Consider the following 19,116-nt stretch of genomic DNA (forward strand, 5'->3'; position numbering starts at 1 on the left):
CATGGAACACATCCGGGCGGTGCTGATCGATATCGACGGGGTGCTCACGGTCTCCTGGAAGGCGCTGCCGGGCGCCGTCGAGGCCGTGGAACGGCTGCGCGCCGCGGACCTTCCGCTGGCCCTGGTCACCAACACCACCTCGCGCACCCGCGCCGAGATCGCCCGGCGACTGACCGGGGAGGGCTTCCCCGTCAGCGCCGACGACATCCTCACCGCGCCCGCGGTCACCGCCGCCTACCTGCGGGAACACCATCCCGACGGACGCTGTCTGCTGATCAACAGCGGTGACGTCCGAGCCGACCTGGAAGGCGTCGAGATCATGCAGGGGACGGACGGGGCGGAGCCGGACTCCGGGGCGGCGCCGGATGTGGTGGTCTTCGGCGGCGCGGGCGAGGAATTCAGCTATCCGGCGCTGAACGCGGCGTTCCGGCATCTGCAGGCCGGTGCCCGGCTCGTCGCGATGCACCGCAATCTGTACTGGCGTACGGCGCAGGGGCTGGACCTGGACACCGGCGCCTTCCTCCTGGGGCTGGAACGGGCCGCGCGGGTCGAGGCCCAGGTGACCGGAAAACCGTCCGAGGCGTTCTTCGCCGCCGCACTGGCGCACCTGGGCACGGCCGCCTCGGACACGCTGATGGTGGGCGACGACGTCGAGTCCGATGTGCTGGCGGCGCAGCGCTGCGGGATGACCGGGGTGCTGGTCAGGACCGGTAAGTACCAGCCCGAGGCCGTCGAGGCGGCCGACGGGACACCGGACCGGGTCATCGACTCGTTCGCCGATCTGCCGGGGCTGCTGGGCCGGTGAGGAGCGCGGCGATGTCCGTGGCCGTCCAGTGGCCGTGGGCACCCGGACAGCCCGCCAGGTAGTCGGCGGCGCGGCGTGCGCTCCATCCGTGGGAGGCGATGATCCCGGCCGCGATGTGGCGCAGATAGGCCGCGGACGGCGGGTGCAGGTCGACGGTGCCGTCGTCACTGCTCCAGGGTGCCGTGAAGGTCAGCACCGGCAGGCCGTCCCGCCGCCCGGCACACACCAGGGTTTCATAGCGGCCCGGGCCGATGCGGGCCCTTCCCTCGCGCAGCACCTCGGTGAGATCGAGCTCCCCGCCCGGTTCGCGGTACATCTCCTGGGCGGCGATGTCGCAGAACTGCTCGGCGGTCAGGAGGTAGAGCCGCGCGGGGAGTTCGGGGGGCCCGCCGCCGTTGCCGTGCGGCGGCCGCGGGCCGCGGTGGTCCGGGTCGTAGAAGGCGCGGCCGCCGGTCCACACCCGGGAGGTGGTGGCGAAGTACATCCGGCCCGGCAGCATGACCGGCTCGGTACGGGCCGGCGGACGCGGGTCCCGGCAGCCGGGAAAGCCGCGCAGCCCGCCGGGCGGGCAGCCGCCGGCCAGGTAGTACGTCAGCCGGTCGAGGTGCATGTTGGAGCCGTAGGCGGCGTACCAGAGGTGACGCTCGCCGTCCGGGCGGGCGGTGGCGTCGTCGAGGCGTCGGGGCCCGGTCACGTCTTCACGCTACGCGCCGGGAGGAGGTGTGGCGCGTGCGCCGCGTTCGGACGTCCGCCACCCCGGCGCGTCACCGTCCTCGGGCCGGGCCGCCCCGGGGCCGGAAATCGCCTGTCCCGACCGGGTGCGCGAAAGGCGGGCGGCGGCGCGGGTTTTGCGTGGAATCGGCTGGAGAAGCGCACTGCACGGACCAGGTCGCCCGAAGAACGGAGGCAGTGTGCCGGACACCGTGGCAGGAACCGGAACGGACGGGGCAATACGGCGGACAGCGGACGGAGCGCCGGGGACGGGAGCGGGCGTCGGCCGCCGGGGGGTACTCGCGGCGTCCGCGGCGGCCGGCCTCACGCTGCTCACCGGCTGCGGGGACGCGCCGTCCCCCGGCAGCTCGGACGCCAAGCCCGCTCCCCGGCCCTCACACACCTCGCCCGGCCCGTCCGCCCGGCACAGCACCCCCGCACCGGCCCGGACACCGCGCCGCCCCCGCCCCGAACTCCCCCGAGGCGGACGGAAGTTGTTCCCCCGCTACCGGATGGTCGGCTTCTGCGGTCTGCCCGGTGCGGCGGCGCTCGGCCGGCTCGGGACCGGGGACCCCGCGGGGCGCGCCGACGAGATCGAGAAGACGGCCCGCCGCTATGGAGCGGGGCGCGAACCGCTGCCCGTACTGGAGCTGCTGGCCGTGGTCGCCAACTCCACCCCCGGCCCCGACGGCGCCTACCGCTCCCGGACGCCCGCCGCGACGATCGACCGCTTCCACCGGCTGGCGCGCCGCCGGCGGGCGATGCTGCTGCTGAACGTCCAGCCCGGGCGGGCGGCGGTGCTCGACGAGGTCAAGGCGCTGCGGAAGTGGCTGGTCCACCCGGACGTGGGGGTGGCGCTGGACCCCGAGTGGGAAATGGGCCCCGGCGAGGTGCCGGGCGACTCCTACGGGCGGACCGACGGCCATGAGCTGACCTCGGTGGCCCGCTACCTGTCGGGCCTGGTCGCGGCGCACGATCTGCCGGAGAAACCGCTGGTCTTCCATCAGGTCGCCACGTCCGTCGTACGGGAGCAGTCCGCGCTGCGGCCGCAGCCGGGCGTGGCGCTGGTCAAGAGCGCCGATGGCATCGGCTCGCCGGGGCTCAAACGCGGTACCTGGAAGCGGCTGGTGCGCGATCTGCCGGACGGGGTGCACACCGGGTTCAAGCTCTTCTACGACGAGGACGCGCAGGGCGGCGGCCGCTTGATGACGCCGAAGGAGGTGCTGGCGCTCAGGCCGCAGCCGGAGTACGTGATGTACGAGTGAGCAGGCCGGCCACGGGCGGACGGGAACTCAAGTCCAGTGCCGGTCCGCCCGGCCCCGCCAGGCGTCGTTGGCGCGGGCGCCCGGCTCCGGGTGGAGCTGCTCCCTCCGGACCGTGCGCCATGAGGTCCTCCGGGGCCCTCGCACACCCTCCGACCGGCGTCGCCCTCCGCGCGGCACCGGGCACACCGGCTGAGCCGCAGCCCGTCCGGCCCGGAACCTGCTTGTGCGTGCGGCTACTTCACGGCGGCCCACCTGCGCCGCGGGCGTTGCGGAGGCACCATGGGACTGTGCTGCTGGCCGATCTCGCGCAGGTGTCAGGGAAGGTGGCCGCGACCTCGGCGCGGTCGCGGAAGATCGCGCTGCTGGCCGGGCTCTTCCGGGCCGCGGCGCCGGAGGACGTCCCGGTGGTCATCCCGTATCTGGCCGGCAGGCTGCCCCAGGGGCGGATCGGGATCGGCTGGAGCGTCCTGCGCGAGCCGGTGCCGGCGGCGGGCCGGGCCACGCTGACCGTACGGGACGCGGACGCGGCGCTGACCGGGCTGGCCGGGGTCGCCGGGGCCGGGGCGCAGGCGGAGCGGCGCCGGCGGGTGCGGGAGCTGCTGGGGGCGGCGACCGCGGAGGAGCAGCGGTTCCTGGTCGGGCTGCTGACCGGTGAGGTGCGCCAGGGTGCGCTGGACGCGCTCGCGGTCGAGGGGCTGGCCGCGGCGACCGAGGTGCCCGCCGAGGACGTCCGGCGGGCGGTGATGCTCGCGGGCTCGCTGCAGGACGTGGCCCGGGAGCTGCTCGCCGAGGGGCCGGCGGCGCTGACCCGCTTCCGGCTGACCGTCGGCCGTCCGGTCGGGCCGATGCTGGCGCACAGCGCGAAGTCCGTGGCCGAGGCCATCGGCAAACTGGGGGCCTGCGCGGTGGAGGAGAAGCTCGACGGCATCCGCGTCCAGGTGCACCGGGACGGCGAGGACGTACGGATCTACACCCGCACGCTGGACGAGGTCACCGGCCGGCTGCCCGAGGTGACCGCCGCGGCCCGGGAGCTGCCGGCCACCCGCTTCATCCTCGACGGCGAGGTGATCGCCCTCGGCCCGAACGGCCGCCCGGTGCCGTTCCAGCAGGTCGCGGGCCGGTTCGGGTCGCGGGTCGATGTCGCCGCCGCGCAGGCCGCGCTGCCGCTCTCACCGGTTTTCTTCGACGTCCTGGCGGTGGACGGCCGGGAACTGCTGGAACTGCCGGGCGCCCGGCGGTATGCGGAGCTGGCGCGGCTGGTGCCGGAGCCGATGCGGGTGCGGCGGTGCGTCGTCGAGGACCCGGCCGACCCCGCGGCCCGCACGGCCGCCGAGGAGTTCTGGACCCGGACGCTCGACCGCGGCCACGAGGGCGTCATGGTCAAGGCGCTCGACGCCCCGTACAGCGCGGGCCGCCGGGGCGCCGCCTGGCTGAAGGTGAAGCCCGTGCACACCCTCGACCTGGTGGTGCTCGCGGCGGAGTGGGGGCACGGCCGGCGCACCGGGAAGCTGTCCAACCTCCACCTGGGCGCCCGCGACCCGGACGGCGGGTTCGTCATGCTCGGCAAGACCTTCAAGGGGCTCACCGACGCCGTCCTGAGCTGGCAGACCGAGCGGCTCCGGGAACTCGCGGTGTCCGACGACGGGTACGTGGTGACCGTGCGGCCGGAACTCGTCGTGGAGATCGCCTACGACGGGCTGCAGACGTCTTCGCGCTACCCGGCGGGGGTGACGCTGCGGTTCGCGCGCGTGGTGCGCTACCGGGAGGACAAGACGGCCGCGGACGCGGACCCGGTCCAGGCCGTGCTCGCCGCGCATCCCGGCGGGCAGGCGTAGGCCGTGGCGCCGCGGCGCAGCGCCGGGCTGCTGCTGTACCGGGGCGCCGGGCCCGGCGTCGAGGTGCTGCTGGCGCACATGGGCGGCCCGCTGTGGGCCCGGCGGGACGTGGGAGCCTGGTCCGTGCCCAAGGGGGAGTACCTGCCGCCCGAGGAACCGCGGGCCGCCGCCCGGCGGGAGTTCGAGGAGGAGCTCGGGATGCCGCCGCCCGACGGCAGGTACCTGCCCCTGGGGGAGACCCGTCAGTCCGGGGGCAAGGTGGTGACGGTGTGGGCCGTCGAGGGCGATCTGGACCCGGAACGGATCGTGCCCGGCACCTTCACCATGGAATGGCCGCGCGGCTCCGGTACGGTCCGCAGCTTCCCGGAGATCGACCGGGTGGCGTGGTTCTCCCCGGACGAGGCGCACGGGCGGCTGGTGGCCGGGCAGCGGGTCTTCCTGGAACGCCTCGCGGAGCGGCTCACCGGCGGCAACTGACCTCCGGGGCACGCGGAGCGGGCCCCCGCGCCCTGGCCGGAACCGGCCGCCGGACCGCCGTGGGACGCGCCCCGCGCTCCCCGCCTTCACCCCCGCGCACACGGCCGGCCGCCGGCCGCCCTGGACACCCCGTCCCCCGACCGGCAGGCTGACGGCGGGGCCTGGGGGAGGCCCGGAACGGGGGCTTGGGCAACGGGGTCATGAGCATGCCGCGGGGGCCGCATGTTGCGCATCCACTTCGAGGACCGGGACGTCGCGCGGGTGCAGATCGCCGCGGAACCCGACCCGCTCTGGGAGACGGTGCTGGCGATGCACCAACTGGTGCCGGCCGGCCCCGGGGCGCCGGTGTACGCGGCCTGGCGCGCCCGGGCCCGGCGCGAACTGCACGCCCGCGGCCTGGGCCGGGCCGCCCGGCTGATCAGCGCGCTCGCCCCGGCCGACGCCCGCTACTTCCCGGACTTCCTCACCCCCGACGCGGCCCGCGACGGGCTCGCGGCGGGCCTGGCGGAGCTCCGCGCCACGCCCGCCGAGCGGCTGCTCGCGGAGGCCGCCCGGGCCGCGCTGCCGGCCCGGCTGCCGCGCTGGACCGGTGCGCTGGCAGCGGGCAGCCGGCAGCCGCTCGACGAACTGGCTGCCGCCCTCGGGGAAGTGCACCGCGCCGTGGTCGCCCCCGACTGGACACAGGTGGCTGCCATGGTCGGCTGCGACCGCGCCGCCCGCACCCGCGCGTTCTGCCGCGGCGGGGTGGACGGCATGCTCAACTCCCTCTTCCCCGCCGCGCGTTGGGACCCGCCGGTGCTGTCCGTGGCCTATCCGTGCGAGCGGGAGCTGCATCTGCGCGGCCGCGGGCTGCGGCTGATCCCGTCGCACTTCTGCTGGGGCCGGCCCATCGCGCTCGCCGACCCGGGACTGCCGCCGGTCCTCGTCCACCCGGTGGAGCACCTCACCGTCCGGGCGCCCGCCGCCACCCGCAACGTCCGTCCGGAGGCCCTGTCCGCCCTGCTCGGCCGGACCCGGGCCCGCATCCTCGCCGCCCTCGACGCACCCGCCACCACCGGTGAACTGGCCCGCCGCCTACGGGTCTCCGCACCGTCGGCCAGCGAGCACGTCAGCGCCCTGCGTGCGGCCGGCCTGGCCCGCAGCCGGCGCGACGGCGGCCGGGTCGTCCATGCCCTCACCCCGCTCGGCACCGCGCTGCTGCACGGTGAGCTCGCACCGGCACGCCTGCCGGAGTGAGTGAGGGCATAGACGTCCCCCGTCCTACGGGCAGACCTGGATCTTGCGGCCCTGCCCGGCCCGGAAACGGTCGAGCGCCCCGGCGTAGTCGCCCAGCGGGAGGCGGTCGCTGATGAAGACCTCCGGGTCGAGCACGCCCGCCGCGAAGAGTTCCGCGGCGCGTTCGTAGCTGTGCAGGACGGCCATCGAGCCGGTGATGGTGATCTCCTGGTTGTAGATCCGGTACGGCTCGATGACGGCGCGGGCGGCGTAGTCGGCCACGCCGAACTGGAGGAACGTGCCGCCCTTGCCGACCCGGCCGAGTGCGTCCTGGATGGCACGTTCGTTGCCGGTGGCGTCGATGACCACGTCCCAGCCGCGCGGCCGGTCCAGCTCGTCGGCGGAGCCGGCGGCGTTGCTGCAGCCCAGCGTGCGGGCGGTGGCCAGCCGCTCGGGGTTGAGGTCGACCACGTCCACGCCGGCCGCACCGGTCCGCTTGGCCAGTTCCAGCATCATCAGGCCCATCGTGCCCGACCCGTAGATCAGCACCTGGCTGCCCAGCTGCTGGGAGCGCAGGATGTCGTAGCCGCGGACCGCGCAGGACAGCGGCTCGATCAGGGCCGCGTCCTCGGTGCGCACGTGGTCGGGGAGTCTGACGCAGTTCGCGACCGGAGCCACGGCGAACTCGGCGGCGCCGCCGGCCGTGGTCACCCCGATCGCGGCCCAGCGCTCGCAGAGGTTGTTGCGGCCGATCCGGCAGTAGTGGCACTCGTGGCAGTACAGGGAGGGGTCGACGGCCACCCGGTCGCCCTCGGCGAGTTCGGTGACCGCGCTGCCGCGGGCGACGACCATACCGGCGAATTCGTGGCCCGGCACGACCGGCAGGGTGGGCGCGAACTCGCCCTGGAGGATGTGCAGATCGGTGCCGCACAGCCCGCAGGCGGCGACCGACACCACCACCTCGCGCGGGCCGGGGGCCGGGTCGTCGACGGTGGTGACCTCGACCTTGCCGGGGGCGCTGATCACTGCGGCCTTCATATGGCGGTTCCTTTCACTTCACGGCTCCGAGCGAGAGGCCCTGGACGAGCTTGTCCTGGGCGGCGAACCCGGCGACGAGCACCGGGAGGGAGATGACGGTGGCGGCGGCGCACACCTTGGCCAGGAACAGGCCCTGGCTGGTCACGAGTCCGGTCAGGAACACCGGCGCCGTACCGGCGACGATCCCGGTCAGGACCCGGGCGAACAGCAGCTCGTTCCAGCTGAAGATGAACGAGATCAGCGCCGTCGCGGCGATGCCGGGCAGGGCGACCGGGGCCACGATGCGGGTCAGGGTGGTGGTCAGCCCGGCGCCGTCGATCGAGGCGGCCTCCAGCATCTCCACCGGCACCTCGGCGAGGAACGAGCGCATCATCCACACCGCGATCGGCAGGTTCATCGACGTGTAGAGGATGACCAGCAGCCAGACGCTGTCGAGTAGCCCGGTGTTCTGCGCGACGAGGTACACCGGCAGCAGCCCGGCCACCAGCGGCAGCATCTTCGTGGAGAGGAAGAAGAAGAGGACGTCGCTCCACTTCCGTACCGGCTTGATGGCCAGGGCGTACGCGGCCGGGACGGCGAGCGCGAGCACCAGCAGGGTGGACACCACCGAGGCCGTCAGGGAGTTGACCAGCGGCGGCCAGGGGCTGACGCCGCTGCCGGAGCCGAAGAACTCCCGGTAGCCGTGCAGGGTCAGCCCCGCGCCGACGCTCGGCGGGTTGGTCGCCGCGTCCGCCTCGCTGTGGAAGGACGTCAGCACCATCCACGCGACGGGCAGGAAGAAGGCGATGCCGCACAGCCAGGCCGCCAGGCCCAGCAGGCTCCCGGTCCGCCGCCGGCGCCGGGTCAGGGGTGCGCGGTTCATCGGGTGACCTCCTCGCGCAGCAGGGACGAGACGGTACGCAGCGCGAAGGTTGCCACGATCAGGGAGCACACCACCACGACGACGCCCTGCGCGGACGCCCGTCCGTAGTCGTGGGCCTGGTAGAAGGTCTGGTAGATGGTGTACGGGAGGTTGGCGGTGCCCAGGCCTCCGGACGTGATGGTGAACACCGCGTCGAAGTTCTGGACGACGTACACGGTGCCCAGCAGCGCGGCCAGTTCGAGGTAGCGGCGCAGATGCGGCAGGGTGAGGCAGCGGAAGATGTCGAAGGCGGACGCCCCGTCCATCCGGGCCGCCTCGACCGCGTCGGCCGCCCGGCTCTGCAGCCCGGCGAGCAGGATCAGCATCATGAACGGCGTCCACTGCCAGATCAGCGACACCTCGACCGCGGCCAGCGGCACCTCGGTCATCCAGTCCGGCTGCGGCGGGCTGTCACTGCCGAACAGCCCCCATATCCAGGTCAGCGAGCCGTTGATCAGCCCGTACGAGGCGTTGTAGAGGGCGTGCTTCCACAGCAGCGCGGAGGCCACCGGAACGACCAGGAACGGGGTGATGAGCAGCGTGCGGACGATCCCGCGGCCGCGGAAGCTGCGGTCCAGCAGCAGCGCCAGGCCCAGCCCGAGCACCAGGCTGACCAGCACCACGGTCACGGTCAGCAGCACCGTCGTGCCCACCGAGGACCGCAGCGCCGGATCGGTGAAGACCGCCCGGTAGTTGGCGAAGGCGGCGAAGCCGCGGTTGTCGGGGGCCAGCGCGTTCCAGCGGGTGAAGGAGATCACCACCGTCGCCACGAACGGGAGCTGGGTGACGACGATCAGGAAGACCAGGGCGGGCAGGAGCGGGGCGCGGCGGGCCCAGTCCTTGGCCCGCTCGGTGCGGCGGGCGCGGGCGGCCGGGCCGCCGGCCGGCGGTACGCCCCGGCTCGCGGCCTCCCGGGCCGGTTCAGTGGTCTGCGTAGGCATCGGACACCTCCTGCGCCAGTCGCTGGCTCTTGGTGAGGGCCTCGGGCACGCTCTGCCTGCCGGCGATGGCCGCGCTGATCTCGTGCGAGACCTTGGTGCCGAGGTCGGAGAATTCGGGGATGCCGACGAACTGGATCCCGGGGGCGGGGCGTTGCTGGACACCGGGGTCGCCGGGCCGGGCCGAGCCGATGGCCTGCTGCGTGGCCGCGGCGAAGGCGCCGGCGGAGCGGGTGTAGTCGGGATTGCGGTAGAGCGAGGCCCGCTTGCCGCCGGGCACCCGCGACCAGCCCAACTCCCGGCCGACCAGCCGTTCGTACGAGGCGCCCGAGGCCCAGCGGATGAACTTCCAGGCCGCGTCCTGGTGCGTGCTGGCCTTCTGCACGCCCCAGGCCCAGGTGTAGAGCCAGCCGGAGGTGCGGGTGCGCTCGACGGGGGCGGGGGCGTAGCCGATCTTGCCGGCGACCTTGGAGCCGGCGGTCTCCAGGGAGCCGGCGCCGGCGGTGGCGTCGTACCACATGGCGACCTTGCCCTGCTGCATGTCGTTGAGGCACTCGGTGTAGCCGGCCTGCGGGGCGCCCGCCTCACCGTGCTTGCGGACCAGATCGACGTAGAACCGGGTGGCCCGGGTGAATTCCGGACTGTCGACCCGTGCCTTCCAGCCCTTGTCGAACCACGTCCCGCCGAAGGTGTTGACGACGGTGGTCAGCGGGGCGGCCAGCTGGCCCCAGCCGGGCTGGCCGCGCAGGCAGATGCCCTTCATGCCCTTGCGGAAGCCGTCCAACTTGGCCGCCAGGGCGGCGACCTGGTGCCAGGTCGGGTGGGCGGGCATGGTCAGCCCGGCGGCCTTGAGCAGGTCCTTGCGGTACATCAGGAAGGACGACTCGCCGTAGAACGGCTCCGCGTAGACCTTGCCGTCGGCGGCGGTGAGCGAGCTGCGGAGCGGCGCGAGGATGTCGTTCTGGTCGAAGGCACGGTCCTTTGCGGCGCGGGTGCCGAGTTCCGTGAGCCAGCCGTTGCGGGCGTAGAGGGGGGTTTCGTAGTTGCTGAGGCTGGCGACGTCGTACTGGCCGGCCTGGCTGGAGAAGTCCTGGCTCATCTTGTCGCGCAGGTCGTCCTCCGGCAGCACGGTGAAGTTGACCTTGATGCCGGTCTCCTTGGTGAAGTGTTCGGCGGTGAGCTTCTGGAGATCCACCATCTGCGGGTTGTTGACCATCAGGACGTTCAGGGTGTTGCGGCCGTCGTTGCCCGCGTCACCGGCGCCGCGGTAGCAGCCGGTGGTGGACAGCGACAGGGCCAGGGCCAGGGCGGTGAGTGCCGCCGCGCGGGGGCCGCGGCCTGCCCCGGGGGATCGTGCTCGCACGGCTCATACCTCTCTTTTTCACTGCATGTCGGCATGTCGGGGATACGGAGTCGTGCCGAGGCACGGTGGGGAACCGCACGAGGGCCCGCGTGGGGTGCGGCCTCGGCGGCGGCTTGATGGTGTTGTGCGGACCGGTTCCGTCCGGGCCCGGGGTCAGACCCGGAGCACCTGCGGCCCCAGGAGGGAGTAGCGGTGGGCCTCCGGAGCGGACAGCCCCGCGTCGGTGACGATCGTGTCGAAGTCGCCGACCTCGGCGAACCGGCAGAAGCTGCTGGCGCCGAATTTGCTGTGCACCCCGACCAGCACCCGCCGCCGGGAGGAGCGGACGGCCTGCTCCTTCACCTCGGCGACCGCCGGATCGGGGGTGGTCAGTCCGTGCTCCCGGGAGACGCCGTTTGCCCCGAGGAACGCCAGGTCGATCACGAACCGGGAGAGCATGTCGCGGGCCCAGGAGCCCACCGTCGCCTGCGTCCCGGAGCGCACCCGGCCCCCGGCCAGCAGGACGGTGGCGGACTCCGAGGCGGAGACCAGGGACGCGGTCCGCAGCGAGGCGGTGATCACGGTCAGCGGGCGGTCGGTGGGCAGCAGCATGGCGACCAGCTCGGGTGTGTAGCCCTCGTCGACGAAGACCGTCTCGGCGGATCCGACCAGCTCCGCGGCGGCCGCCGCGATCCGCCGCTTCTCGGCCACCTGCTGGGTCTCCCGCCGGGCGAGCGTGGTCTCGAAACCGGCGCTCTCGACCGGGTACGCCGCCCCGTGCGTCCGCCGGACCAGCCCGCGGCGCTCCAGCTCGCTGAGGTCACGGCGGACGGTCTCGCGGGCCACGCCGAACTCGGACGCGGCATCGGCGACCTCGACCCGGCCGGAACGCCGGGCCAGCGCGAGGATGCGGTGCTGGCGTTCCTCGGCCCTCATGGCTCACTCCTGCCCGGTGTTCCGGCGGTTTCCGGTGGCTTCCGTTCGGTCACGGGCCTGCCCGTTTCCGCCCGCATCAGGTTTATAGCAACCGGGGACGACCGAAGGTCTGCCCGTAGCGACAGGAAAACTGCCCGTTTTTGCCCGCTTCAGACCGCCGATGCACCGGCCGGGCCACCGGGCGGCTGCCCGTACCGCCTCCCTGAGCTGCCCGCGGCCCACCGGGACCACCCGGTCCGTTCCGGCCACACGCAGCGGTGGTGCCGGCGGCCGCGCCGCATAGTCTGGACGGCATGAGCTCGGAGATGCGGTCGTTGGCGGTCACCTCGGTCGTGGAGGCGGAGGAGTGCGCGGTGCTGCGCGTCAGCGGGGAACTGGACCTCCGCACCGAGCAGGCCTTCCTCGCCGAGGCGCGGTCGGTGGTCTCGGCCGGGCACCGCTTCCTGGTGCTGGACCTGACCGCCCTGCGCTTCTGCGACTCCCGGGGGCTGAGCTGTCTGCTGGCCCTGGAGTGGCTGTGCCGCCGCCTGGAGGGCCGGCTGCTGCTGGCGTCCCTGGGCGTACGGATGCTCCGGCTGCTGGTCGGCACCCAGTCGCTCGGCGTCTTCTCCTGCTACCCGACGGTCGGCCATGCGCTGGCCGCCGTCCCCGACGGCGCCCGCCCGGCCTGGCCGCCCGCCGTCGAGGACCCGTCCGTGTGAAGCGGCGGTTCACCCGGGTGACGGCCCGGGGCAGCGCATCCCCAGCCAGGCCCCGTTGAACCGGGCGAAGGTGATCCTCCGGTACGGGCCGGACTCGTAGAGCAGCCCGAACGTGCCGTCCGGCAGCCGGGTCAGCGTCGAGTACGCGGCCGGCCCCGGCACCACGGTCCGGGCCACCGGCCAGCTCTCGCCGTCGTCGCACGACCCCCGCACGGTCAGGTTCTCCCGGGCCCGGGCGCTCGCCGTGTTGCTGAACAGCAGCCAGTGCGCCCGCGGCCGGCGGGCCGGCGCCGCCGGGTCGTAGCGCAGGACCGAGGCGTTGTTGGCCGGGTCGGGCAGCTCGTCGTCGGCCGCCGGGGCGCTGTAGGACAGCCCGCCGTCCCGCGAGTGCGCGACCAGCCGCCGGGGCGTGCTCGTGGTGCGGCTGTTGAGCAGCACCCGCCCGTCGGCCAGCTCCACGGTCTTGTTCTCGTCCATCCGCGGCCCCACCGGCGTTCCCAGCCGCCAGGTCGCCCCGTGGTCGTCGCTGTACGCGCTCGCCGCCCACATGCTGCCGTCCGCCTTGCGGAACGCGTACTGCTGCAGCAGCCGCCCGCCGGACAGCTGGCTGCCGGCACCGGACGAGGCGAAGATGCCGCGCCAGGACGGGTCCTTGAGGGCGCGGGTGATCCGGCGGTGCCGCCAGCTGCGGCCGCCGTCGTCGGAATAGCTGTAATCGGTGTGCAGCACGGTGGTGCTGTCGTGCGCGTTGCCGGCGCCCGCGGTGCCGAAACCGACCCCCTTGGGGGCGTACGCGTGGAAGAGGAAGACCCGCCCGGTCGTCCGGTCCGCCAGCAGGCTCGGATCCCCGGCACCCACCCCGCCGTCGTAGTCCACCACCGCCCGCGGCGCGCTCCAGGTGCGCCCCTTGTCCCGGCTGCGCCGCACCATCACGTCCACATCGCCCGGCAGATCGGCCGCGCTGTCCATCCGCCGGTCGTACGCCGCGATCAGCGTGCCGTCCCGGAGCGTGGCCAGCGCGGGGATGCGGTACGTGTGCGCGCCCTGCCCGGACACCGCCAGATCCGTGGTCTCGAACAGCGCGCCCCCGGCGGCTCCCCGGCCGGCCTCCGGGACCGTGCCGGCGGCGGGCGCCCCCGGTGCGGTCAGCAGGGCGGCGCCGACGCCCGCGGCGAGCAGCGCGGCCAGGGCGCGGGAGCGGGCGGCTGCGGGCACCGGTTCCTCCAGGCGGACACGACGGGGGCCGCTCCAGCCTGCGGGAGGCCGTCCGTGCGGGCGCGCCGACCGGCCCCGTCGGGGTGACCGGACCGCGCGCCCGGAGCAGACGGCCACCTTGCGCAACCCCGCCCCGCCCGGAAACCCTGGGACCGGGAACCCCGCAGTTCCGGAACCCGGAACACCCGCGTCCACCCCGCCCCACGGACGCGCGACGGCACGCCCGTCATCCACTGCACCACCGGTGCCCGGCCGGCACCGGTTCCCGCACCTCCACAACGGGAAGGCGGACCGGATGGCTTCCGACGCGGCATCGGCCACCGCCGCGGCGCCCCGCCCCGAACGGGCCGACGCGGTGATCGTCGGCGGCGGGGTGACCGCGCCCCGCCCGGAGCCCCACCTCATCCGACCCCGCCCGGCACCCCCTCATCCGACCCCGCCCGGCATCCCTCCCGTCCCCGTCCCCGTCCCCCGGAGCTGCGTATGGTCCCCACCTGGCAACTGCGCGCCGCGTTCGCTTGCCGGCTGTCCGTCATGTACGGCACCGAAGTCCCCGCGTACACCACGCTGCTGGAGGTGACCGGGCAGATCAACGACGAGGTTGCGGCCCGGGACCCGGAGGCCGACCGGCTCGGCGGCCTCGGCCGGGTGGGCGTGGAACGCCACGGCGCGATCCGCGTGGGCACACCGGAGGAACTCCGGCAGGCCGCCCAGGTCTTCGCGGCGCTCGGCATGCACCCGGTGGGCTTCTACGACCTGCGGGACGGCGGCGAGGGCGCGGTGCCCGTCGTCTCGACCGCCTTCCGGCCGACCGCCCCCGAGGAACTGGAGCGCAACCCCTTCCGGGTCTTCACCTCTCTCCTGACCACCTCCGACCGCCGCTTCTTCCCCCCGGACCTCGCCGCCCGGCTCGGCGCCTTCCTCGCCCGCCGGCAGCTCTTCCCGCCCGAACTCCTCACCCTGGCCGCCCGCGCCGAGGCGGAGGGCGGGCTCCCCGATCCCCAGGCCGAACGTTTCCTCACCCTTGCGGCCGCCGCGTTCGCCCTCTCACCGGAGCCGGTCGACCGCGCCTGGTACGCCGAACTGGAACGGGTCTGTGCCGTCGCCGCCGACATCGGCGGGGTGACGACCACCCACCTCAACCACCTCACCCCGCGCGTCCTCGACATCGACGCGCTCCACCGCCGCATGGGCGCACGCGGCATCACCATGATCGACCGGATCCAGGGCCCCCCGCGCTGGGAGGGCCCGGACGTCCTGCTGCGCCAGACCTCCTTCCGGGCCCTGGCCGAGACCCGGACCTTCCGCGAGCCCGACGGCCGGCTCACCCGCGGCGCGCTGCGCGTCCGGTTCGGTGAGGTCGAGGCGCGCGGGATCGCCCTCACCCGGGCCGGCCGGGCCCGCTACGACCACCTCATGGCCGAGACCGACCGCAGGACGGCGCTGCGCCCGGACGCCGACCGCCAGCAGACCGCCCGCTGCCTCTGGCTCCAGGGCTTCCCCGGCTCCGAACACCAACTCGCCGTCTCCCACCTGGCGTTCTTCACCTACCGAGCGGTGCCGGCCCGCCCCCGGGACGGCCGGCGCCCGCCCGCCGACCTGGCCGGTCTGCTCACCCACGGCTGGCTCACCGCCCACCCGATCGTCTACGAGGACTTCCTGCCGCGCTCCGCCGCCGGCATCTTCCGCTCCAACCTGACCGGGGCGGGCCGCCACGACGCCGGCCTGGCCGGTGCGCCCTACGACACCGACCGGCTGGCCGGGGCGATCGGCCGCCCGGTCGCCGACCCGTTCGCCCTCTACGCCGAGCAGCAGGACCGCTCCCTGCGGCAGGCGCTGTTCACCCTCCGGGCGGGTGCCGCGCTACGCGCCCTGGACCACGGGGAGCTGATCGACGCGGAACCGGTCCCCGCCCCCTGATCACCCCTTGGCCCCTGCTCACCCAGGAGCGCGACGACACGCTGCTTCCTGTGCGCCCTTCTCCCACCGGCGCCCGGCTACGTGGTCCGGCCGAGGTCCCGCACCAGCGTGGGGGAGGGACGCGGGATCTCCCCGAAGTCCTCGTCGTCGCTGTCCACGACGAGCTGGTTGATCACATGCTCCAGGGCGGCCGGCAGGGTCGGCGCGAGCCCGCTGTGCCACTGCACCAGGAGGTTGTGCCGGGCCGCGTCCGGGAGCAGTTGCTTCTCGTCGAACGCGGCCACCGAAGGACGCTCCTCGTCGGGCCCGTGCGCGGCCTGCTCCCGCCAGTACGCGGCGTCGCGGTACTCGCCGTTGCGGCGGTGCGAGAGGTAGAGGCAGTACGCGGCGGTCCGGCTGCCGGCGCCGGCGCCGAAGTGCCACCAGAAGTGTGCCGCGTCGGTGCGGCCCGTGATGTGCAGCAGACAGGCGAAGACCAGCGCGCCCTCGGGGTCGATGCGGTGGTCGTTGACCAGCCGCTCCAGACTGGCCGCGGCCGCCGCGGCGTTCACCACCAGTGCACAGGCCAGCTGGAGTTCATGGGTGGCCTCGTCCCGGGCGCTCGGGTACCCGCTCGGCGCGGCGCGGTCCACCCGGCCCGCCGGCCCGGCCGGCCGTGCCCCGTCCGCCGCGAGCGCGCCCGCCGCAACGGGGACGCCGATCCGGCGGGGGCCACCGGGCGGCGTCGGGCCGTCGAGACCGTACAGGCCCGCCGGTCCGTCGGCCCCGGACACCGCGGCGGCGGCGCTGAGCAGCGTCTCGACGGTCTCTTGGCGGTCGGCGGAGTGGGTGTGCGACATGGTCAGTTCCCCCTGGGATTTCCCTGATCGATACCGAGCGCCGCGGCGAGCTTGCGCTTGCCGCGGCTCGCGTAGGAGCGGACGGTGACTTCGTCGACGCCGAGCAGGGCGCCGATCTGGGCGTCGCTGTAGCCGATGACGTGCCGGAGCACGATCACGTCGCACTGCCGCTCCGGCAGTCTGGCGATCGCCGCGTACAGCCCCAACTGGCTCTCCAGCATGGCGAATTGCTGCTGGCACTCGCGCAGCAGGGCGTGGGTGACGACGGCGAAGGCGGCGGTCTCGGTGAGGGCGGTGGGCTGCTGGTGGTCGTAGAGCCACTCCACCACCCGCTCCTTGAGGACCGACCAGGCGTACGCCTCCACCGACGCCTGCCGCAGCGCGTGCGGCCACAGCCGGCCGAGCTGCTCGTAGGCGGCCAGGGTGACCTCGCGGGCCGCGGGCTCGCTGCCCGTGTGCAGATAGGCGTAGGTCAGCCACTTGCGGGCATGGGTCGCGAGGAAGGCCTCGAAGGTTATCGAAAGGTGGCGGTCGGACCGGTCCGGTGTGGCGGGAGTCGGGTACCGGGGGAGTGCGGCTAACTCCCTCATGATGGCGTGCGCCGGGGCGCACGCCGGTAGAAGTCGGTCCCGGTCTGCGCTCACGAGCAGTCCTCGTTCCGTCGGCCGTGCACCGCTGACCGGGTGGCGGGGCGCCGGGGGCAGCGGGAGGACGGTTTGCCCTCACCCTCCAATGAACAGGAAACAGCCCCCGTTTGTGGCACGAGGGGCGCAAAAATCTTCCGCTGCGTATTCATATGACTACCCTTGACGATGGCATGTGGCGAATCGTGGCACCGACATGGCGGACTGTCACCGCTTGCGCGGGTGTGCGCCCCGCATGATCCGGCCGTCACCGGGCAGAGCTCCCACAGCCCCGTGCACAACGGCCGAAACCGCGCGCTGGGGGCGCACGGCTTCGGTGTGTGCGCCCCCGGTCCGCCCGCCCGGCGGCGCGGGGCCCGAGCGGTGTGCCGGACCTGGGGAGGCAGCGGACGATGAACGAGCACGAGCCCGTGGTGGACCTACAGCTGGACCGGGCCCATTCGTCCCGGATCTACGACTACTTCCTGGGCGGCAAGACCAACTTCCTGGCCGACCGGGTGGCCGCCGGCAGCGTGCTCGCGGTGTTCCCCTCCGCGCTGGTCGCGGCCCGCATCAACCGCGAGTTCATGCACCGCGCCACCCGCTTCCTCGCCGAGTCCGGCCTGCGCCAGTTCCTCGACATCGGCACCGGCATCCCCACCCCGCCCAACCTGCACGACATCGCCCAGGGCATCGCCCCCGACGCCCGGATCGTCTACACCGACAACGACCCGATCGTCCTCGCGCACGCCGCGGCCCTGCTGCTCAGCACCCCCGAGGGCCGCACCGCCTACGTCCAGGCCGACGTCACCGACCCCGGGAGCATCCTCGGCGCGCCGCAACTCCTCGACACCCTCGACCTGTCCCGCCCGGTCGCCCTCAGCCTCAACGCCCTGATGCACTTCGTCCCCGACGACGGCTCGGACCGCGCCCGCACCATCGTCGAAACCCTCAAGTCGGCCCTCCCCAGCGGCTCCACGCTCGCCATGAGCCACGCCACCGCCGACTTCGCCCCCGAGGCGATGCGGAAGATCCTCAAGATCTACGGCGACGCCGGGACCCGCCTCCAGTTCCGCACCCGCGCCGAGTTCGTCCGCTTCTTCGACGGCTGGGAGCTGCTGGAGCCGGGCATCACCCTCTCCCACCAATGGCGACCCGACGACCCCGCCGACGCCACCCACGTCACCGACGCCGAGGCCGCCTGCTACGCCGCCATCGCCCGCAAGCCCTGACGGCGGACCCGAAGGCCGGGCCGAGGGCCCGGGATCCCACGGGTCCGCCCGCCCGCTCATTCCTTCCGGTACCCGTACGCCTCCCCGGCCGCCGCGGCGACCGCGTCCAGATCCGCCCCCGCCGAGGCGGTGACCACCGCGGCCACCGCACCCTCCACGAAGGGGGCGTCCACCAGCCGCGCGCCCTCGGGGAGCTCGTCCCCCTCGGCGATCAGCGCCTTGACGGTCAGCACGGCGCTGCCCAGATCCACCAGGAGCGCCACCCCCGCGCCCCGGTCCACCCGCCGGGCCGCCTCCGTGATCAGCTCCGCGCTGGTGCCCAGCCCACCGTCCGCAGTGCCGCCCGCGGCCGCCACCGGCGCCGTGGCGCCGCCCCCGGCCAGCCCGACGGCCAGCGCGGCCACGGACTCCGCGACCGGCCCGCTGTGCGACACCAGCACCACCCCGACCAGCCCCTCCCCGCCGCCGGCCGGGCCACCGCCGGTCACTTCGCCACCTCGGCGAGTGCCGCGAACAGCAGTGCCGAGGACGTCGCGCCCGGGTCCTGATGCCCGATGCTGCGCTCGCCCAGATAGCTCGCCCGGCCCTTCCTGGCCAGCATCGGCACCGTCGACCGCGCGCCCTCCTCGGCCGCGTCGGACGCCGCCTCGAAGGACGTGGCCAGCCCCTCCACGGCGGGCACCAGGGCGTCCAGCATCGTCTTGTCACCCGGCGCCGACCCGCCGAGCTGCCCCACCGCGTCCACCCCGGCGCGCAGCCCGGCCCGCAGCTCCTCCGCGGACACCTGCGCCGCGTCGCCCAGCGTCTTCCCGGTACGCCGCAGCAGCGTGCCGTACAGCGGCCCGGACGCCCCGCCCACGCTGGAGATCAGCTGCCGCCCGGCCGCGGTCAGCACCGCCCCGGGCGTCGCCGGCGGCTCCGCCTCCACCACCTTCACCACGGCCGCGAAACCACGCTGCATGTTCGTGCCGTGGTCGGCATCGCCGATGGCCGAATCCAGCTCGGTGAGCCGCTCCGCCTCCCGGTCGATGGCGGCGGCCGCCGTCGTCATCCAGCGTACGAAGAACGCGGCATCCAGGGCCGTTCCGGACACGGACCACTCTCCTCGGATCGAGTTGCTCTC

At 74.2% G+C, this 19,116-nt stretch carries 19 protein-coding genes; 8 read left to right on the forward strand and 11 right to left on the reverse strand.

Annotated features, from left to right (window positions below):
• Nucleotide 1 precedes the first annotated feature (1 nt).
• On the forward strand, nucleotides 2-805 hold the full coding sequence (locus tag AB0G35_RS14510) for a TIGR01458 family HAD-type hydrolase (RefSeq protein WP_360948359.1): 804 nt from the start codon (nucleotides 2-4) through the stop codon (nucleotides 803-805).
• Here the strand turns inward: AB0G35_RS14510 and AB0G35_RS14515 are convergent.
• Complete coding sequence (locus AB0G35_RS14515; RefSeq protein ID WP_360948610.1) at nucleotides 762-1,415, reverse strand: histone deacetylase; 654 nt, start codon at nucleotides 1,413-1,415, stop codon at nucleotides 762-764. The genes AB0G35_RS14510 and AB0G35_RS14515 overlap by 44 nt on opposite strands.
• A gap of 301 nt (nucleotides 1,416-1,716) precedes the next feature.
• On the opposite strand from AB0G35_RS14515, the gene AB0G35_RS14520 reads away from it, so the two are divergent.
• The 4 genes from AB0G35_RS14520 to AB0G35_RS14535 all read left to right on the forward strand — a co-directional run bounded on the left by AB0G35_RS14520 (nucleotide 1,717) and on the right by AB0G35_RS14535 (nucleotide 6,329).
• Nucleotides 1,717-2,781, forward strand: a complete 1,065-nt coding sequence (locus tag AB0G35_RS14520; protein WP_360948361.1) for a hypothetical protein — start codon at nucleotides 1,717-1,719, stop codon at nucleotides 2,779-2,781.
• A 287-nt stretch (nucleotides 2,782-3,068) separates the two neighbouring features.
• A complete protein-coding gene (locus AB0G35_RS14525; protein WP_360948363.1) occupies nucleotides 3,069-4,616 on the forward strand; it encodes an ATP-dependent DNA ligase in 1,548 nt (515 codons plus the stop codon).
• Between the two features lie 3 nt (nucleotides 4,617-4,619).
• Nucleotides 4,620-5,093 (forward strand): NUDIX domain-containing protein, encoded by a 474-nt coding sequence (locus AB0G35_RS14530; protein ID WP_360948365.1) that lies wholly within the window; start codon nucleotides 4,620-4,622, stop codon nucleotides 5,091-5,093.
• 222 nt (nucleotides 5,094-5,315) lie between these two features.
• Entirely contained in the window at nucleotides 5,316-6,329 is a 1,014-nt protein-coding gene (locus AB0G35_RS14535) for a winged helix-turn-helix domain-containing protein (protein WP_360948367.1), read from the forward strand.
• A 24-nt stretch (nucleotides 6,330-6,353) separates the two neighbouring features.
• On the opposite strand, the gene AB0G35_RS14540 is transcribed toward AB0G35_RS14535, so the two are convergent.
• The 5 genes from AB0G35_RS14540 to AB0G35_RS14560 all read right to left on the reverse strand — a co-directional run bounded on the left by AB0G35_RS14540 (nucleotide 6,354) and on the right by AB0G35_RS14560 (nucleotide 11,463).
• Nucleotides 6,354-7,346 carry a zinc-dependent alcohol dehydrogenase family protein gene (locus AB0G35_RS14540; protein ID WP_360948369.1) on the reverse strand — a complete coding sequence of 331 codons (993 nt, stop codon included), beginning with the start codon at nucleotides 7,344-7,346 and terminating at the stop codon, nucleotides 6,354-6,356.
• Nucleotides 7,347-7,359: 13 nt separating this feature from the next.
• Nucleotides 7,360-8,208, reverse strand: a complete 849-nt coding sequence (locus AB0G35_RS14545; RefSeq protein ID WP_360948371.1) for a carbohydrate ABC transporter permease — start codon at nucleotides 8,206-8,208, stop codon at nucleotides 7,360-7,362.
• Nucleotides 8,205-9,188 (reverse strand): sugar ABC transporter permease, encoded by a 984-nt coding sequence (locus AB0G35_RS14550; protein ID WP_360948373.1) that lies wholly within the window; start codon nucleotides 9,186-9,188, stop codon nucleotides 8,205-8,207. Before AB0G35_RS14550 ends, AB0G35_RS14545 begins: the two co-directional genes overlap by 4 nt.
• On the reverse strand, nucleotides 9,169-10,491 hold the full coding sequence (locus AB0G35_RS14555) for a sugar ABC transporter substrate-binding protein (protein ID WP_360948612.1): 1,323 nt from the start codon (nucleotides 10,489-10,491) through the stop codon (nucleotides 9,169-9,171). Before AB0G35_RS14555 ends, AB0G35_RS14550 begins: the two co-directional genes overlap by 20 nt.
• A gap of 210 nt (nucleotides 10,492-10,701) precedes the next feature.
• Nucleotides 10,702-11,463 (reverse strand): DeoR/GlpR family DNA-binding transcription regulator, encoded by a 762-nt coding sequence (locus tag AB0G35_RS14560; protein WP_360948375.1) that lies wholly within the window; start codon nucleotides 11,461-11,463, stop codon nucleotides 10,702-10,704.
• Between the two features lie 305 nt (nucleotides 11,464-11,768).
• On the opposite strand from AB0G35_RS14560, the gene AB0G35_RS14565 reads away from it, so the two are divergent.
• Nucleotides 11,769-12,164 (forward strand): STAS domain-containing protein, encoded by a 396-nt coding sequence (locus tag AB0G35_RS14565; protein ID WP_030411227.1) that lies wholly within the window; start codon nucleotides 11,769-11,771, stop codon nucleotides 12,162-12,164.
• 9 nt (nucleotides 12,165-12,173) lie between these two features.
• Here AB0G35_RS14565 and AB0G35_RS14570 read toward each other — a convergent pair whose 3' ends face one another.
• On the reverse strand, nucleotides 12,174-13,379 hold the full coding sequence (locus AB0G35_RS14570) for a sialidase family protein (protein ID WP_360948377.1): 1,206 nt from the start codon (nucleotides 13,377-13,379) through the stop codon (nucleotides 12,174-12,176).
• 483 nt (nucleotides 13,380-13,862) lie between these two features.
• Here AB0G35_RS14570 and AB0G35_RS14575 point away from each other — a divergent pair, with 483 nt between their 5' ends.
• Entirely contained in the window at nucleotides 13,863-15,299 is a 1,437-nt protein-coding gene (locus AB0G35_RS14575; RefSeq protein ID WP_360948379.1) for a VOC family protein, read from the forward strand.
• Nucleotides 15,300-15,376: 77 nt separating this feature from the next.
• On the opposite strand, the gene AB0G35_RS14580 is transcribed toward AB0G35_RS14575, so the two are convergent.
• Together AB0G35_RS14580 and AB0G35_RS14585 are read right to left on the reverse strand one after the other, a co-directional pair.
• The gene (locus AB0G35_RS14580; RefSeq protein WP_360948381.1) at nucleotides 15,377-16,138 is read right to left on the reverse strand and encodes a hypothetical protein; all 762 of its coding nucleotides are present in this window, start codon (nucleotides 16,136-16,138) and stop codon (nucleotides 15,377-15,379) included.
• Between the two features lie 2 nt (nucleotides 16,139-16,140).
• A complete protein-coding gene (locus AB0G35_RS14585) occupies nucleotides 16,141-16,728 on the reverse strand; it encodes a sigma-70 family RNA polymerase sigma factor (RefSeq protein WP_360948383.1) in 588 nt (195 codons plus the stop codon).
• A 446-nt stretch (nucleotides 16,729-17,174) separates the two neighbouring features.
• On the opposite strand from AB0G35_RS14585, the gene AB0G35_RS14590 reads away from it, so the two are divergent.
• Nucleotides 17,175-17,993, forward strand: coding sequence for an SAM-dependent methyltransferase (locus tag AB0G35_RS14590; protein WP_360948385.1), 819 nt, complete (start codon nucleotides 17,175-17,177; stop codon nucleotides 17,991-17,993).
• A 56-nt stretch (nucleotides 17,994-18,049) separates the two neighbouring features.
• Here AB0G35_RS14590 and AB0G35_RS14595 read toward each other — a convergent pair whose 3' ends face one another.
• Nucleotides 18,050-18,481, reverse strand: coding sequence for a PTS fructose transporter subunit IIA (locus AB0G35_RS14595; protein WP_360948387.1), 432 nt, complete (start codon nucleotides 18,479-18,481; stop codon nucleotides 18,050-18,052).
• Nucleotides 18,478-19,086 carry a dihydroxyacetone kinase subunit DhaL gene (gene dhaL, locus AB0G35_RS14600; RefSeq protein ID WP_360948389.1) on the reverse strand — a complete coding sequence of 203 codons (609 nt, stop codon included), beginning with the start codon at nucleotides 19,084-19,086 and terminating at the stop codon, nucleotides 18,478-18,480. The genes AB0G35_RS14595 and dhaL overlap by 4 nt, the downstream gene beginning before the upstream one ends.
• Nucleotides 19,087-19,116: the final 30 nt, after the last annotated feature.

This window comes from Streptomyces sp. NPDC021749 (assembly GCF_040640655.1).
GTDB lineage: Bacteria > Actinomycetota > Actinomycetes > Streptomycetales > Streptomycetaceae > Streptomyces.

Excerpts from the sequence above, each read along its gene's own strand:
- AB0G35_RS14510 (WP_360948359.1), top strand. The coding sequence starts at position 2 with ATGGAACACATCCGGGCGGTGCTGATCGATATCGACGGGGTGCTCACG.
- AB0G35_RS14515 (WP_360948610.1), bottom strand. The coding sequence starts at position 1,415 with ATGCACCTCGACCGGCTGACGTACTACCTGGCCGGCGGCTGCCCGCCC.
- AB0G35_RS14535 (WP_360948367.1), top strand. The coding sequence starts at position 5,316 with ATGTTGCGCATCCACTTCGAGGACCGGGACGTCGCGCGGGTGCAGATC.
- AB0G35_RS14540 (WP_360948369.1), bottom strand. The coding sequence starts at position 7,346 with ATGAAGGCCGCAGTGATCAGCGCCCCCGGCAAGGTCGAGGTCACCACC.
- AB0G35_RS14545 (WP_360948371.1), bottom strand. The coding sequence starts at position 8,208 with ATGAACCGCGCACCCCTGACCCGGCGCCGGCGGCGGACCGGGAGCCTG.
- AB0G35_RS14550 (WP_360948373.1), bottom strand. The coding sequence starts at position 9,188 with ATGCCTACGCAGACCACTGAACCGGCCCGGGAGGCCGCGAGCCGGGGC.
- AB0G35_RS14560 (WP_360948375.1), bottom strand. The coding sequence starts at position 11,463 with ATGAGGGCCGAGGAACGCCAGCACCGCATCCTCGCGCTGGCCCGGCGT.
- AB0G35_RS14565 (WP_030411227.1), top strand. The coding sequence starts at position 11,769 with ATGCGGTCGTTGGCGGTCACCTCGGTCGTGGAGGCGGAGGAGTGCGCG.
- AB0G35_RS14575 (WP_360948379.1), top strand. The coding sequence starts at position 13,863 with ATGGTCCCCACCTGGCAACTGCGCGCCGCGTTCGCTTGCCGGCTGTCC.
- AB0G35_RS14580 (WP_360948381.1), bottom strand. The coding sequence starts at position 16,138 with ATGTCGCACACCCACTCCGCCGACCGCCAAGAGACCGTCGAGACGCTG.
- AB0G35_RS14585 (WP_360948383.1), bottom strand. The coding sequence starts at position 16,728 with ATGAGGGAGTTAGCCGCACTCCCCCGGTACCCGACTCCCGCCACACCG.
- AB0G35_RS14590 (WP_360948385.1), top strand. The coding sequence starts at position 17,175 with ATGAACGAGCACGAGCCCGTGGTGGACCTACAGCTGGACCGGGCCCAT.